The 13471-nt window shown below is 72.8% G+C and carries 12 protein-coding genes; 5 read left to right on the top strand and 7 right to left on the bottom strand.

Annotation, left to right across the window (positions count from 1 at the left end; genetic code table 11):
• Positions 1–124 precede the first annotated feature (124 nt).
• The gene (locus WME73_RS03215) at positions 125–421 is read right to left on the bottom strand and encodes a polyhydroxyalkanoic acid system family protein (RefSeq protein ID WP_272097713.1); all 297 of its coding nucleotides are present in this window, start codon (positions 419–421) and stop codon (positions 125–127) included.
• 56 nt (positions 422–477) lie between these two features.
• A complete protein-coding gene (locus WME73_RS03210) occupies positions 478–1077 on the bottom strand; it encodes a peptidyl-prolyl cis-trans isomerase (protein WP_437914689.1) in 600 nt (199 codons plus the stop codon).
• Positions 1078–1342: 265 nt separating this feature from the next.
• Between WME73_RS03210 and WME73_RS03205 the strand changes: the two genes are divergently transcribed.
• Both WME73_RS03205 and WME73_RS03200 read left to right on the top strand, forming a co-directional pair.
• A complete protein-coding gene (locus WME73_RS03205; RefSeq protein ID WP_437914688.1) occupies positions 1343–5710 on the top strand; it encodes a tetratricopeptide repeat protein in 4368 nt (1455 codons plus the stop codon).
• A gap of 46 nt (positions 5711–5756) precedes the next feature.
• The gene (locus WME73_RS03200; RefSeq protein WP_437744105.1) at positions 5757–6248 is read left to right on the top strand and encodes an N-acetyltransferase family protein; all 492 of its coding nucleotides are present in this window, start codon (positions 5757–5759) and stop codon (positions 6246–6248) included.
• A gap of 97 nt (positions 6249–6345) precedes the next feature.
• Here WME73_RS03200 and WME73_RS03195 read toward each other — a convergent pair whose 3' ends face one another.
• Positions 6346–6936 (bottom strand): GNAT family N-acetyltransferase, encoded by a 591-nt coding sequence (locus WME73_RS03195; protein ID WP_437744104.1) that lies wholly within the window; start codon positions 6934–6936, stop codon positions 6346–6348.
• 769 nt (positions 6937–7705) lie between these two features.
• On the opposite strand from WME73_RS03195, the gene WME73_RS03190 reads away from it, so the two are divergent.
• Together WME73_RS03190 and WME73_RS03185 are read left to right on the top strand one after the other, a co-directional pair.
• The gene (locus WME73_RS03190) at positions 7706–8380 is read left to right on the top strand and encodes a glutathione S-transferase family protein (RefSeq protein WP_437744103.1); all 675 of its coding nucleotides are present in this window, start codon (positions 7706–7708) and stop codon (positions 8378–8380) included.
• Positions 8381–8405: 25 nt separating this feature from the next.
• Positions 8406–9026, top strand: coding sequence for a glutathione S-transferase family protein (locus WME73_RS03185; RefSeq protein WP_437744102.1), 621 nt, complete (start codon positions 8406–8408; stop codon positions 9024–9026).
• A 60-nt stretch (positions 9027–9086) separates the two neighbouring features.
• Here WME73_RS03185 and WME73_RS03180 read toward each other — a convergent pair whose 3' ends face one another.
• On the bottom strand, positions 9087–10262 hold the full coding sequence (locus tag WME73_RS03180; protein ID WP_437863598.1) for an acyl-CoA dehydrogenase family protein: 1176 nt from the start codon (positions 10260–10262) through the stop codon (positions 9087–9089).
• 10 nt (positions 10263–10272) lie between these two features.
• Positions 10273–11142 carry an isocitrate lyase/PEP mutase family protein gene (locus tag WME73_RS03175; RefSeq protein WP_437744100.1) on the bottom strand — a complete coding sequence of 290 codons (870 nt, stop codon included), beginning with the start codon at positions 11140–11142 and terminating at the stop codon, positions 10273–10275.
• 200 nt (positions 11143–11342) lie between these two features.
• Here WME73_RS03175 and WME73_RS03170 point away from each other — a divergent pair, with 200 nt between their 5' ends.
• Entirely contained in the window at positions 11343–12191 is an 849-nt protein-coding gene (locus WME73_RS03170; RefSeq protein ID WP_437914687.1) for an alpha/beta fold hydrolase, read from the top strand.
• A gap of 28 nt (positions 12192–12219) precedes the next feature.
• Here the strand turns inward: WME73_RS03170 and WME73_RS03165 are convergent, their stop codons facing one another.
• The gene (locus WME73_RS03165) at positions 12220–12459 is read right to left on the bottom strand and encodes a DUF378 domain-containing protein (RefSeq protein ID WP_437549382.1); all 240 of its coding nucleotides are present in this window, start codon (positions 12457–12459) and stop codon (positions 12220–12222) included.
• A 142-nt stretch (positions 12460–12601) separates the two neighbouring features.
• Positions 12602–13411 carry an SIR2 family NAD-dependent protein deacylase gene (locus WME73_RS03160; protein ID WP_437744098.1) on the bottom strand — a complete coding sequence of 270 codons (810 nt, stop codon included), beginning with the start codon at positions 13409–13411 and terminating at the stop codon, positions 12602–12604.
• Positions 13412–13471 lie beyond the last annotated feature (60 nt).

Genomic DNA, 13471 nt, shown 5'->3' with positions numbered 1-13471 from the left:
CTCGCGAGGAGGAGGCGGGGATGCGGCGCTGAGCAGGAGGGCGCGCGTGTCGGCCGGGGCGCCGCGCGCTGCGGGGCGGCGCGGTCGATCGAGCCGCCGGGGCACGCCTGGCCCGGCTGCCGGGCTAGGCCCTGCCCAGCACGGCGTCGAGCTTGTCGTTGACCTTCGACTCGACCATGCCCTTCATCGCCTTCAGCAGGAACGGGAGATCGATCTCCACATGGACCGCGGACGCCTCGACGCGAACGAGGCCCTTCGTCCCCTTCGCGGCGCCGCCCGGCGCCTCGAACCGGATGACGTCGCCATCCCATCGCCACTGGATGCCGAGCTTGTCTTCCATGCCCCGCGCAAGCTCTTCCGCGCGCTTCCTGGCCTCGTCCTTGGTGAGGGCGTGCTGCCGACGGATGTCGATCGTCGCCATACGGTATCTCCACTCGTTCGCGTCCACGGCGACGCGCCGGGTGCGGTACGCTCTACTTACTCGATCCGACGCGCGATCCAAAAGCCGCGCGGCGTGTCGACCGGGCCGCTCACGCCCCCCTTGGGGAGGCTGAACAGCTCGTACTCCGGCGCGGGCTCGAGCACGCCGCGCGGGATGTAGCCGAGGTCGTCGGTCGACCCCTTGTCGCCCTTCTCGATGGCGGCCTTGAAGTCCGTCTTGGCCACCTCGGCGAGCTCCCTGGCGAGCGCCAGCGCGGCGTCCTTGGAGCGCGCGGTCGGCGCCGCGCCCTGCGCGCCGCGGTACTGGATGAGCACGACGCCGAAGCGCACCTTCTTCGGCGCCTCGGCCGGCAGCGAGGGCGGCGCCTCTCCCGAGAGGAGCGTGACGCCCGCGTCGGATCGCCCCGCTGGCTCGGGGCCGCGCTCCTGGACGATGCCCTCGACGCCGGCGTCGCTCCCCGCGTCGGCGTCGCCCGCCGCGGCCGTCGCAGGCGAGGCGGCGGCGTCGGCGGCGTCGGGGCCTGCGTCGGCGGGCGCGCTGGCCGCGCCGCGCCCCTTCGAGCCGCCTTGCGTGATGACGAACGCCAGCGCGCCCGCGAAGAAGAGCGTGTAGATGACCGCCGTCGAGCGCTGCATGAGCGGCAGCGCGTTAGCACAGGTGGAGGACGCTTGGCGAGGCCGCGATGGGCGACACGCGTCGCCTGCCAGATGGCGTCGCCGCTCCGTTACCGTCCCGCCCGTCCCGCCCGTCCCGCCGTCCCCGGCCGCCCCGCGACTGCGCGCTGTCCGCTTCCTGCTTCCGGACCACGTACGCGACATGCCCGAGGAAGTCGCCGATTTGAGGGCGCCCGGCAGAAGAGGCGATCCTAAGGACCGCAACCCCTGCTAGTAAGGAGAGCGGATGTCGGGGCATCCCGGCCTTTCGCAGGCCGAACGAGCGTGGGGCGCCTGCGAAGGCGCTCGCAGCGCCGGCATCGGGTCGGGAAGCATGATCAAGGTCGAGTGCGACGGGTGCAAATCGCCGTACCAGGTCGACGAGAAGCGTGTCCCCCCTGCGGGGCTCAGGATGCGCTGTCCGAAGTGCGGTACGAGCCTGCTGGTGACCAAGGGGGGCGCAAGCGCAGCGCCCGCGCCGACGCCTGTGCCCACCCCCCCGCCGCGGGCCGGGGCGGGGGGGCTTCAGCTCTCGGAGCGGAGCGCCCCGGCGGCGACCGAGGACGCCGATCTGCCCATGGCGGCTCCGGAGGACATCGCATTCCCCGCGGTCGCGCCTCCCCGACGCCCCGGGCCGGCGCCGGCGCCGGTACCGACGCCGCCGCGCCGCGCAGCGCCCGCGGTGCCTGCGCCGCCCGCGCCGCCTCCTGAGCCGCCGGGTCCGGAGGTCTTCGGCGAGATCGGCTTGCCGGACGTCCCCGATCGCCCCGCCCCGTCCGATCGGCGGAACGCCAAGACCGTGCCGCAACGGCGCGGCTTCGGAGAGATCGATCTCATGGTCGAGCTCCCGAGCCCGACGGACGCCGAGGTGCAGGGGCTCAACCCGGACGATCTGCCGGTCGTCTACGGCAACGCGCCCGGGGCGTCGGTGGCGCTCCCGGCGCGATCGCGCGCGGAGTCCCGCACCGCCCCGGCGACGCCGACCGCGTTCGCCGGTACCGACCTGCCGGCGCGGGTCGAGCCGCTGCCTCCGAGCAGCCGGCGCACCCTCGGGTTCGGCGAGCGAGAGTCGGCGCCGGGCGCCCCCTCGGGGCCTGGTGCGCGGGACGCCGGGCTCGGCGCGCGAAACGCCGGGGCCACCACGCAGCCCCTCGGTCGCGGGCGCACCCGCGGTGCGGGGGACGCGCCCCCGCGCGTGGCCCCGGAGTACGATTTCGGAGACCTGGACGACGACGCGCCCCCGGCTCCTCCGGCGCGTTCCAGCAGCGGATCCATGTCGTTCGGCTTCGGTGAGCTCGAGCTGCCTCTCGAGGGCGACGGCGACGCCGAGCTGCCCGCGACATCCGCGGGCGACCTGCCCATTGTCGCCGGCGATCTGCCGAGCTCAGCCCCGGCCGTCATCGGCATGCCCGCCCCGTTCTCGAACACGGGCTTGCCCACGCCGGCTTCCGCGCCGCTCCCCTCGCCTGCGCGCGCCGGGCTCCCGACCGCGGCCCAGGCGGGCTTCCCTGCTCCGACCGCCGCGGGCTTCCCCACGAAGGCCACCGGCCCCGCCCTCCCCTCGAAGGCCACCGGCTCCGCCCTCCCCTCGAAGGCCACCGGCTCCGCCCTCCCCTCGAAGGCCACCGGTGCCGGTTCGCCTGTAGGACCGGGGACCATCGTCGGCGCCGAGCTCTTCGACGAGGCCCCGCCGGACTACGACGACTCGCGCGTGGGCGCCGCATTCCAGGCGCCCGGGCCGCGCCCCCTCCCGCCGCAGGCGGCGCCGGAGCCGCCCAGCAGCGGCGCCATGCCGCCCGTCGACTTCGGCGCCGTACCCCCCGCCGACTTCCTCGCCGCGCCGCCCGCCGACGCCCGCGCCGCGTCCACCACCGGCTTCGGCGCCGCGCCCACCGCCGGCTTCGGCGCCGCCGATTTCGGCGACGAGATCGCCCTCGGCGAGAGCGTCACGCAGCTCGCCCCCGGCGCCGCGCCCACCCCTTACGATCCGTCCGACCGATCGGCGAACTTCACGCAATCGCCCGCGGACGCCGACGATCGGGGCATCGAGCTCAGCGAGCCGCACCCCAGCGTCGGGGACGAGGTCGACCTGACCGGCGCGGGCACCGAGATCGGCGACCTGAGCGCCGGTCCCGACGCGCAGGCCGAGAAGCCCGCGGCGACCACGGAAGCACCGCCGCCAAAATCGAAGATCAAGCGCTACGTCGTGGCGGCGCTCGCGGTCGCCGCCGTCAGCGGCGGCGCGCTCGCGCTCGTTCCGGACGTCGGCGCCTTCGGCGTGAACCTCATCAGCGACCGGCTCAACGCCTTCGCGCACGAGGGGGCGCTCGCCGAGCTCCGCCAGCGGACCCAGACGGCCTTCGCGAAGGACACCGCGTCGGCCGCCAACGGAGCGCTGAACGACGCGAACGCCACGCGGATCAATGCGCCGCGCCACCGGGCGACCATGGCCTACGCCGCGTACATCGCCTTCGCGCGGAGCATCCGCTTCGGGCACCGGACCGTCGACGACGCCTTCGGCAAGGAGATGCTCACGCTCGCGAGCTCCCATCCGGGCGACCTGCTCTCCCTCGCCGTCGCGGCGCAGGCCGCGGCCAGCGGCGAGCTCCCGCGCGCGCGACAGGCCGCGCAGGCGCTCGCCGCGCAGCTCAAGGACGACGTCGACCTCGCCGTCCTCTCGGCCGAGATCGAGCTCGCCGCCAGGGACGCCCCCAAGGCGATCGCGGCGTGGCAGCACGCGAGCGGCCTCCAGAAGAGCGCGCGCACGCTCTACGGCCTGGCCCGGGCGCAGCTCCTCGCCGGGGACACCGCGGGCGCCGAGGCGAGCGCCCGCGGCGCGCTCGAGGCCTCGCCCGACCACGTCGGGGCCCGCACCCTGATCGCGTCGGTGCTCTGGCAGACCCCGGGCCGCGAGCAGGAGGCGCTCGATCTGCTCGGCAAGGTCACCGGCGACGGCCCGACCCGGGCCGCCGCGAGCGACCCCGAGATCGTCGACGCGTACACGCTGCTCGGCACCATCCACCTCGCGAGGTCGCGCATGAGCGCGGCGGAGCAGGCCTTCGCCGCCGCGGTGAAGCTCGACCCGCAGGCGGTGCGCGCCCTGATCGGCAACGGCGAGGTCCTCTACCGGTCGGGCCGCTACTCCGAGGCGCAGGCGCGCTTCGAGGCCGCGGCCCGCGCCGACGCCCAGCGCCTCGCCGCGCAGCTCGGCAAGGCGAAGACGTGGCTGGCGCAGGAGCGCATGAAGGAGGCGAAGGACCTCCTGAAGGAGCTGCAGAAGACGCACGCGGCGGCCCCGCAGGTCGCTTACTGGCTCGGGCGCACCGAGCTCGCGCTCGGCAACAAGAAGGAAGCGGAGCAGGCGTACCTCGACGCCGTGAAGTCGACAGAGGACCTCCCGGAGGTCGTCGACGCTTACGTGGCGCTGGCGTCGCTCCTGTCCAGCATGGGCCGCAACGAGGCGGCGGCGGAGAAGCTGTCGGAGGCGACGGCGAAGTTCCCGGACCTGCCCGCGCTGCACAAGGCCAAGGCGGAGGTCGCGCTCCAGACCGGGCGGTACGACGAAGCCCGGCAGGAGCTCGAGCTCGCGCTCGCGAAGGAGGACGACCTCGGCAGCCAGTTCAAGCTGGGCGTGGCGTACCGTCGCCTGCGGCGGTTCGAGGACGCCGCGAAGATCTTCGACAAGGTCACGGCGGCCGACAAGGACTACCCGGGCCTCGCGCTCGAGCGCGGGCTCCTGTTCGAGGAGACCGGCCAGAGCGAGCGCGCGCTGGAGATGTACGCCGACGCGCTCCGCAAGGCGCCGAACGACATCGACCTGAAGCTGCGCGTCGGCTCGACCCAGGTCATGGCGGGGCACGCGAGCCAGGCGGAGCCCATCCTGCGCGACGTGCTCAAGGACCGCGCGAACTCCGCCGAGGCGAACCACTTCCTCGGCCGCGCGCTCCTCGTGCGCGGCACGAACATGGCCGAGGCGCTGCGCTTCCTGGAGCGCGCCGCGGAGCTCGATCCGAACCGCGCCGAGTACCACCTCTACGTCGGCTGGGGCGCCAACGAGACGGCCCAGACCGCGCGCGCGGAGATGGCGCTGAGGCGCGCGCTGGAGCTCGACGCGGAGCTCGGCGACGCGTACTGGCAGCGCGGCGTGCTGCTGCAGAAGCAGGGGGCGAGCCGGGACGCGCTGGCGGATCTGAAGATCGCGCTGGAGAAGCGGCCGTCCCGCTACGAGGCCTACGCCACGATGGCGCTCTGCTACCAGGATCAGGGCAACTGGGCGGCCGCGGAGGAGGCGTGGCGCAAGGCGATCGCGGCCAACGACAAGGTCCCCGAGTGGCACTACCGCCTCGGCAAGATCTACGCGTCACGCGGCAACCGGGCCGGGACCGCGAGCGAGATGGAGCAGGCGGTCGCCCTGGGCGAGGCGCCGGACCGCTCGAGCCCACCGTGGCTGTTCGACGCGCACTTCCTCCTCGCCGAGGCGCTCCGCGCGGCGAACAACCGCGAGAAGGCCATCCACCATTACCAGCGCTTCCTGGAGACGGCGCCGACCGACAACGCCTACCGGCGCGACGCGGAGCAGGCGCTGGAGGGCCTGGGGGCGGGAAAGGGACGCTGAGGACGCTGAGGCGGAGCGAGCGGCCGGCGCTCGGCTATCCTGGCGGATGATCCCCTCCGTCAACGCCCGCCTCGCGGTGCGCGCCGACATGCCCGAGGTGGCGCGCTTCGCGGCGCAGCTCGTCCGCCTGCACCACGCCCTCGATCCGCACCGCTTCATGTGCCTGGAGCCGCTCGAGCCGGGCTACGAGCGGTGGCTCACGAGCGAGCTCGCCGACCCCGACGCCGCGATCGTCGTCGCCGAGAGAGCGGGCGCCGAGCCGGCGCTGGTCGGCTACGCCTACGGCCGCCGGGAGCCGCGCGACTGGAACAGCCTCCTCGACGCCTGCGGCGCCCTCCACGACATCTATGTCGCCGAGCCCGCGCGCCGGCTGGGCGCGGGCGCTATCCTCCTGGAGGCCGTCATCGCGCGCCTCCGGGCCCTGGGCGCGCCGCGCGTCGTGCTCCACACCGCGACCCAGAACGCCGCCGCGCAGCGCCTGTTCGAGCGGTTCGGCTTCCGTCGCACGATGATCGAGATGACGCTCGAGCTCGAGTGACCGCGGCGTCCGCCACGCTATCAGCGCGTCGGCCGCGCCTCGATCCGAACATCCGAATCCGATGGCGCTCCCGGCGCGCTGGCCGAGGGTGATGGACTCACGAGCTCCGGCCTCCCCGGCGCGATCCCGGGAGCTCCGCGGCCGTCTGCGCCCACACCATCGTGTCGCGAGGCTCGCCCGCGGGCGTCAGGGCGTTCGCCTCGAGCGTCGTCACATGCCGGTACCCGAGCCGCCGGGGCACGGCGGCGCTCGCGGTGTTCCGCGGATCGCAGCGGATCTCGACGCGGCTCACGCCGAGCTCCTCGAGCGCGACCCGGGTCAAGCCTGCCACCGCCTCGGTCGCGTAACCGCAGCGCGTCGCCGTCGCCCGGAGCCAGTAGCCTATCTCGATCGCGCCCGGGCCGATCCGCGGGTGGAGCCCCGTACCCCCGAGCACGGCGCGCTCGTCGCGCGTGAAGATGCCATAATGAAAGTCGCGTCCTTCCGTGAAGTCGTCCCGGAACTTCTCGAGGAGCGCGGCGGTCGCCTCCATGGAGGAAGGCTCGTGCACGGCCCACGGCATCCAGGGCCGCAGGTGAGCAAGGCTTGTGTCGATCGCCTCCCTGATCAAAGGCGCATCCTCGGGCCGCCATGCTCGCAGCGTCAGCCGAGCGGTCAGGATGCGGTCCGGCGGGCGTTCACCTGTCATCGCGTCGCTCCATGCCTGTCGCCGTCATGCGCTTGACGACGACAACGCTGTCTTGCCAAGGCCATCGGACCACGCGACGGTCACGTCCCGAACCATGCGAGCCATGGAGTGCTCGGGCGTCGAGGCGAGCAGGCGTCACGGCACGCACCTTACAACGAAGACAGCCCTCGCACATCCGGTCAATCCCAGCCTCCGCAGCGATCATCGCCGTTGCACACCGGTCCACACACCTCTTGCCGAGGACATCGACGCTACCGCGGAGCGTCTTGACATGTCCGTCATAGCAGACTATTGTCCGTCATAGAAGAGTAAGGCGGAAAACATCAGCGCGCCCTCCCGGCACACCGGGAGGAGGTCCACGTCCACGCCCGCGCGTGGACGACGGATGACCGCTCGAGCAGAGGTGCCATTGGCTGAGGTGGCGCGGGCTGCGAACCATGACACGAGGAGGAAGGATGAAGATCTGAGCGCGCCTCATCCCGGCGGACGCGACGTCTCCCGGGTACTCGACAGGGGTCGACCATCCATCAGCAGAGGCCTTCCCTCGCCCCACGCCGGATTCATTGCTGCCTCAGCAGCACATCACAAGCAATCCCTGCTCCCGTCGCAGCAAGCGCGCGGCCAGCGCGAACGATTGTGATCCGTTCCTGCAATAGAGCCCTGGCACGCTCCCTGCTCCCTGCCACGACGACGGCCCGTGAGCTGAGCGCCCCCTCTGCCTGAGAGCAGGAGAGCTCTTCGCACGGCGCACGCCGTCAAGGAGAACAGGATGACGAAGCTGCGACTCTACAGCGCGAAGGCGTGCCCCTTCGCCCACCGCACCCGGCTCGTTTTGCAGGAGAAGGCGATCGACTTCGAGCTGACCGAGGTCGATCTGCAGAACAAGCCGCGGGCGTTCGTCGACGCCTCGCTCTACGGCAAGGTCCCGGCGATCGAGCACGAGGGCCACCGTATCTGGGAGTCGGCGATCATCAACGAGTACCTCGAGGAGGTCTTCCCCGAGCCACGGCTCCTGCCCAGGGAGCCGGGCAGGCGCGCCCTGGCGAGGATCTGGATCGATTACGCGAACACGCGCCTCGTGCCGGCGTTCACCCAGCTGCTGAGGGCCGAGACCCGGAACCAGGAGGCGGAGGGGCGCAAGGCGCTCGGCGAGGTGCTCGCGTTCATCGAGCAAGAGGCGCTGGCGAGGTCGTCGGGCCAGGGGCCCTACTGGCTCGGCGCCGAGGTCAGCCTCGTCGATCTCTCCTTCTATCCATGGTTCGAGCGGCTGCCGGCGGTCGGCCGCCTCCGCGACTTCTCCATCCCCGCGGAGCTCACGCGGCTCCGGGCGTGGATCGAGGCCGTGCAGGCGCGCCCCGCGGCCAGGGCCATCCAGAATCCGGTCGAGTTCTATGTGGAGCGCTTCGCGAAGTTCGTGAAGCCGGCGGCGACGACGGCCGCCTGAGCGGCGCCGAGGGACAAGGGACATCATGTTGAGACTCTGGGGTCACAAGAATTCTTCGAACGTGCAAAAGGTCCTCTGGGCGCTCGACGAGCTCAGGCTCGATTTCGAGCGCATCGACGCCGGCGGACCGTTCGGTCGCGTCAAGGACGCCGACTATCTCACCCTCAACCCGAACGGGCTGGTCCCGACGCTCGAGGACGGCCCGCTGGTGCTCTGGGAGTCGCACGCGATCGTGCGTTATCTGTTCTCGCGCTACGGGTCGCCGCCGCTCCAGCCGAGCGATCTCGCCGACAGGGCGCGCGCCGACGCCTGGACCGACTGGCAGTTCGGGACCCTGTGGCCCCCGATCCGGACGCTCCTCGTGCAGCTCGTGCGCACGCCGGAAGAGCGCCGCGATCAGGGCGCGATCGACGCCGCCCGCAGGTCGGCGCTCGCCGCGCTGGGGATCCTGGACAGGCAGCTGTCACGGCACCCGTGGGCCGCGGGAGAGTACTTCACGTTCGCCGATATCCCCCTCGGGGTCGCGGCGCAGCGGTGGTACAACCTGAAGACCGAGCGGCCCGCGCTGGAGCACGTCGACGCGTGGTACGGCCGCATCAAGCGCCGGCCTGGATTCGAGCGGTGGGTGGATCTGCCCCTGGGATGAGAGCGGGGCGCATCTTCGCGCGCTACGGGCTCATCCGCGTCTCCTCTCGCGGACGGCCCCTCAGAACATCGGCAGCTCGGTGTCCAGCCCGAGGAGCACACGGCCCTGGACCTCGCGCGTGTGCGGGGCGACGAGGGCGTGCTGCGTGACGGCGTGTACGTCGCGGAAGCTGCGCTGAAGAGGGCTCTCCGCGTAGAGCGCCGTGGCGCCGCCCGCCGTGAAGGCCAGATCGACGGCGCGCGCCGCGCCGAGGGCGGCGTTCGTCGCGGCGAGCCGGACGCGCGCCCGCTCCCGCAGCGAGATCGGCCTGCCAGAGACCGCGACGTCCCAGACGGCGCCGACGGCCTCGAAGAGGTAGGCCCTGGCCGCGCCCAGCGTGGCCTCGGCCTCGGCCACGGCGAGCGCCGTCGAGGGCCGCGTCGCGAGCGACGTCGTCATGCCGCTCGGCCGCTTGGTCGCCGCGAGCCGGACCAGCTCATCGATGGCCGCGCGCGCCATCCCGAGCGCGGTCGTCGCGACCGCGCTCGCGAGGAAGCCGAAGAGCGGGAACACGAAGAGAGGCCCTGGATGGGTCGGAGACGTCATCGGGAGTCGGATGCACCGGCTGCTCGGCACGAAGACGTCGACGACCGCGAAATCGTGGCTCCCGGTGCCGGCAAGGCCGGAGACGCTCCACGTATCCAGGATCTCGCACTCCGAGGCGCGGAACATCGGCACGACGGCCTCGGGGACGCCCCCGGGCAGCATGCGCGGGGCCATCCCGTCGAAGACCACCGCGGTGCCGCCCAGCCAGTCGCAATGATGACAGGCGCTCGCCATCGCCCACCTCCCGGCGACCCGATATCCTCCCTCGACCTCGACGGCGCGCCCGCTCGGCGCGAAGACGCCGGCGGTCACGACATCCGGGCTCGCATGCATCTCTTTGCCCCCCTCCGCCGGGATGTACGCCTCGAACGCGCCGGTCGTGCCGCAGATCATGGCGCACCACCCTGCCGCGCCGTCGGCGCGCGAGAGCTCCTCGATGACCTGCAGCGCCGTGAGGGGGTCGGCCTCGAGCCCGCCCAGCGCGCGCGGACGACACATGCGGAAGATGCCCGACTCCCGGAGCGCCCTCGCGACCGGATCGGGCAAACGGCGCTCGCGCTCTCCCCGCTGGGCGTGCTCCTGGACGAGCGGGACGAGGCTCCGCGCCGCGTCGAGGAGCGACGCGGGGGCGGCAGAGGACATCGTGGTCATGGTGCTCGACTCACCCCTTCCTTGGCGGCTGCGCATAGCGCGCTTCTTCAGCGTAGTACTCGGGGAACCCGACGATCTCCTGGAGCGCCGCGAAGCTCATCCGCGGGTCGGGGTGCCGGCCGGCGCGCAGGGCCGCGAGCGCCTCGCGCATGGCGGCGGCGGCGACCGAGAGCAGGGTGAGCGGATAGGCCGCGATCTTGTAGCCGATCGCCCCGAGCTCGGCCGGCGGCAGCACCGGTGTCCTGCCGTGATCCACCATGTTGGCCATCGTCGGCTTGCGCACCTCGCGGCAGAACGTTCGCATCTCCTCCACGCTCTCGGGCGCCTCCAGAAACACGATGTCTGCCCCGAGATCGGCGAACGCCCGCGCGCGGGCCAGCGCCTCGTCGAAGCCGTGCGTCTGGCGGGCGTCGGTGCGGGCCATGATGAGCACGCCGGCGCCCTCGTCGCGCGCGTCCACGGCGGCCTGGACGCGGGTGAACGCCTCGTCGCGGGGCACGACCTGCTTGCCGCGCGTGTGGCCGCAGCGCTTGGGAGCGACCTGGTCCTCGATCATGACGCAGGCCAGCCCGGCCTGCGCATAACCGCGCACCGTGCGCTTCACGTTCATCGCATTGCCGTAGCCCGTGTCGCCGTCGCCGAGCACCGGAATCGACACGGCGCCGGAGATCGCCCGCGCCTGATCGACCATCTCACCATACGAGATGAGCCCCGTGTCGGGCGCGCCGAGGCGCGCGGCGGAGACCGCGAAGCCGCTCATGAACGAGAGCGAGAAGCCGGCCTGCTCGATCAGCCGCGCCGACAGCGCGTCGAAGCAGCAAGGCATGACGAGGAGGCCGGGCGAGGCGAGCAGATCGCGGAGCTTCTGGGCGGGGGACACGGCGGGGACGATACCGCGATCGGCTGCCCGTGAGGCAAGCGCGAAGGGCCGAGAGGCGCCGCGCGCCGCCGCGCGCCCGGCCAGCGCCCGCACACGCAAGAGGGAGGGACGGGGGCGCGCGCCGGCGTGCGTTCCTGTTGCGGGCCCCCGGCAGCCGGGGGCAGGATGGGCCCCGCGATGATTCCGCACAGGAGAGGGGCATGAGCACGGTTTCGGTGAAGGAGATCGCGATCGACGGCCGCCCTGCCAGCGTCCACGTGGGCGGGCAGGGCGAGCCGCTGCTGCTGGTGCACGGCGCCTGGGGCGGGGCGCCTCTGCACTGGGCGCCTGTCTGGGAGCGATTGGCGGAGCGTTTCCAGGTGATCGCGCCCGATCTGCCCGGCATCGGGCGCACGGACGCCCCGGGGCTCGGCGCCCTGGACGCCTATGCGCGCTGGCTGGAGCGGCTCCTGGACGAGCTGGGTATCTCCAGCGCGTGGTGCGTCGGCAACTCCTTCGGCGTCTCGGTCGTATCGAGCTTCGCTAGCCTGTTCGCGGCGCGCTGCCGAGGGCTCGTGTTCGTCAACGGCGTTCCCATCCCCCCGCTGCCGCGCCTCGTCGGCTGGCTCGGAGCGCGGCCGCTGCCCCGCCGGATGCTGCGCGCGTTGATGCGGAAGCAGACCTATGGCCCGCGGGTCCTGAGCCGCGCCTACGCCGATCCCGGCCGCGCCCCGGCTGCCCTGCGGGACGTCCTGGAGAGCGCCAATCCACCTCAGCTGGAGGCGGTGCTCGACGCCGCCATCCACGGAGGTCCCAGGGCCCCGCTCAGCCTGAATCCCCTCCTCGTCTGGGGCGAGGCGGACCAGCTCCTCGGCAACAGCGCGGACGACGCGAAGAAGCTTCACGCTTCGCTGCCGGGGTCGCATCTCACCTTCATCCCGGCGACAGGGCACATGCCGCAGGTGGAGAACCCTGAGGCGTTCGTCGACGCGGTGTCGCGGTTCATCGAGGCGCGCGCGACCGCCGCCCGTCCGCGCGGCTTCGGCGGCCAGGCCAGCCCGGGCGCGTGAGCGCCTGGGGTGCACGGGCGCATCGCCCTCAGGGCATCGTGGTGACCCGAGCGCGCTTTCCGAGCTGGACCGCAGCGTAGAGCAGATAGAGCCCAGCGATCCCGACGAGCACGTAGATGATGCGGCTGAGCGCGCTGAGCCTGCCGAAGAGCGCGGCGACCACGTCGAACTCGAACAGCCCGACGAACCCCCAGTTGACGGCGCCGATCACGACGAGCGTGATTGCCGCCCACGTTAGCCCTGAGATCCCACGGTTGACCTGCTCCATGACCGCGGCAGAAGCACGCGCCGCGCCGCGCGATGCGTGCACCGCGCGCCCGCTGCGGCGCGACCGCGCGTCGCGCTGACGCCGCCGGCCCGCCTCGCCGTGCTGACGCCGCCGGCGCGCCGCGCCCGTCAGGCCGCGGCGCTCACGCCGGCGTGACGTCGAGCAGGGAGGGCAGGATCGCGCCGGAGCCGCCGGTGAACACGACATCGCAGAGGCCGGAGATCGCGCTCGGCTCGACGTTGACCTCGGCGATGAGGGCGCCGTGGCGCTTGGCCATGGGGACGAAACCGGCGGCGGGATACACCACGGCCGACGTACCGACGACGAGCAGGAGATCGCAGCCCTCGACGCCGGCGGCCGCCGCGGCGAGATCGCTCTCCTGGAGGGCCTCGCCGAACCAGACCACGTGCGGGCGAAGGACGCCGCCGCAGCCGCAGCGCGGCAGCTCCGCCGCCGTGAAGCGGCGGGCGGGGGCTTCCGGATCGGGGGAGCCGCTGCCCGCGAAGGCGGGCGTGATGGGCACGTCGCGGTTCTCGGTCACGCTCCCGCACGAGAGACAGCGCACCTGCCACAGCGAGCCGTGGAGGCGCACCGGGCTCCGGGAGCCCGCCTGCTCGTGCAGGCCGTCGATGTTCTGGGTGATCAGGGTGAAGACCCTGCCGGCCTCCCGCCACCGCGCCTCCAGCTGCGCCAGCGCGTGATGACCCGGGTTCGGGGCGCAGCCGAGGGCGCGCTCCCGGCGGTGATTGTAGAACTCCCAGACGAGGCCCGGATCGCGCCGCCACGCCTCGGGCGAGGCGAGGCTCGTCGCCTCGTAACGCCGCCACAGCCCCCCAGCGCCGCGGAACGTGGGGATACCCGACTCCGCCGAGACGCCTGCGCCGGTCAGGACGGCGATCTTCCTGGCGCGGCACAGGGTGGACTGGAAGCGCTCGCGGCTCGTTTCGCTCATCACGGACCCCTGAGGATAGATCGAGAGGGAGGCGGGCGGAGGACCCGACCCGAGCTCCCG

Origin of the sequence: Sorangium sp. So ce302 (assembly GCF_051530145.1) — a bacterium.
GTDB lineage: Bacteria > Myxococcota_A > Polyangia > Polyangiales > Polyangiaceae > Sorangium > Sorangium cellulosum_B.
Note: the sequence above shows the minus strand (reverse complement) of the source record. Positions and strands in the feature narration are given on the sequence as shown.

Bases quoted from the DNA above. Each gene is read 5' to 3' on its own strand.
- WME73_RS03170 (WP_437914687.1), top strand. From the start codon at position 11,343: ATGAGCACGGTTTCGGTGAAGGAGATCGCGATCGACGGCCGCCCTGCC.
- WME73_RS03215 (WP_272097713.1), bottom strand. From the start codon at position 421: ATGGCGACGATCGACATCCGTCGGCAGCACGCCCTCACCAAGGACGAG.
- WME73_RS03195 (WP_437744104.1), bottom strand. From the start codon at position 6,936: ATGACAGGTGAACGCCCGCCGGACCGCATCCTGACCGCTCGGCTGACG.
- WME73_RS03190 (WP_437744103.1), top strand. From the start codon at position 7,706: ATGACGAAGCTGCGACTCTACAGCGCGAAGGCGTGCCCCTTCGCCCAC.
- WME73_RS03205 (WP_437914688.1), top strand. From the start codon at position 1,343: ATGTCGGGGCATCCCGGCCTTTCGCAGGCCGAACGAGCGTGGGGCGCC.
- WME73_RS03160 (WP_437744098.1), bottom strand. From the start codon at position 13,411: ATGAGCGAAACGAGCCGCGAGCGCTTCCAGTCCACCCTGTGCCGCGCC.
- WME73_RS03185 (WP_437744102.1), top strand. From the start codon at position 8,406: ATGTTGAGACTCTGGGGTCACAAGAATTCTTCGAACGTGCAAAAGGTC.
- WME73_RS03165 (WP_437549382.1), bottom strand. From the start codon at position 12,459: ATGGAGCAGGTCAACCGTGGGATCTCAGGGCTAACGTGGGCGGCAATC.
- WME73_RS03210 (WP_437914689.1), bottom strand. From the start codon at position 1,077: ATGCAGCGCTCGACGGCGGTCATCTACACGCTCTTCTTCGCGGGCGCG.
- WME73_RS03200 (WP_437744105.1), top strand. From the start codon at position 5,757: ATGATCCCCTCCGTCAACGCCCGCCTCGCGGTGCGCGCCGACATGCCC.
- WME73_RS03180 (WP_437863598.1), bottom strand. From the start codon at position 10,262: ATGACCACGATGTCCTCTGCCGCCCCCGCGTCGCTCCTCGACGCGGCG.